Source organism: Pseudomonas sp. 51_B, from assembly GCF_017491595.1.
In the GTDB taxonomy this organism is placed as follows: Bacteria; Pseudomonadota; Gammaproteobacteria; order Pseudomonadales; family Pseudomonadaceae; genus Aquipseudomonas; species Aquipseudomonas promysalinigenes.
Genome location: NZ_JAFGYW010000091.1, coordinates 1 through 665 on the forward strand (window position 1 = coordinate 1; position 665 = coordinate 665).

Below are 665 nucleotides of genomic sequence, written 5' to 3' on the forward strand. Positions count from 1 at the left end.
TGATTACTGCCATTCGCTGTGCAGCGTCCGGCCAGTTGTACCTGTCTCCCACCATGGCCTTTGAGCTTGACGTGTTGCCAGCATCGATCGAAGAACCCGCCGGTGCCAAAGACGAGAGCGCGGCGCACAGCGACGATTTCCTCAGTAATCCTCTGCTGTCACCTAAAGAGAAAGAAGTCTTGCGCTGTTGTCTCGAGGGGATGGGGGTGACGCAGATTGCCTTGAAGTTCTCGCGCAGTCGCAAAACCATCAGTGGGCAAAAACAGGCCGCTTTCAAAAAGCTTGGCATTCGTGGTGACGCAGAGCTGTTCAAGTTGCAGCACAGCCTGACAGCCGACAACCAGGGATAACACGCTTATGTTTCATCTGTTGCGCGGTGTTTTGCTAATCAGTGTGCTTTTCGTATTCAGTAGTGGTGTGTTATTGGCAGCAGAGCCGCGCACCTTGCAGGTGTTCGGTCGCTCTGACTGCAAGGAGCTGCAAGTCGATCTGGCCAATGAAGACTGGAGTTGGCTGCGGCAAAAGCGCAGCCTGATATTGGGTTCTGCGCTTCCGGATTTCCCGCCTTATGTCATGACCGCCAGCGGTACGCGCTATGAGGGGATTGCCGCCGATATCGCGTGCATTATCGGTCAGGCACTGCATGTTGAGATTACCGTCAAGGC

General features: G+C 54.7%; 2 protein-coding genes. Both read left to right on the top strand.

From position 1 onward, the window contains the following. Window positions 1–350, top strand: a 350-nt coding sequence (locus J5M56_RS23785; RefSeq protein WP_207937917.1) for a LuxR C-terminal-related transcriptional regulator, incomplete at its 5' end; no start/stop codon positions are given. Window positions 351–357: 7 nt separating this feature from the next. After that, window positions 358–665 (top strand): hypothetical protein (locus J5M56_RS23790; RefSeq protein ID WP_207937918.1); only part of this gene is annotated, 308 nt, incomplete at its 3' end.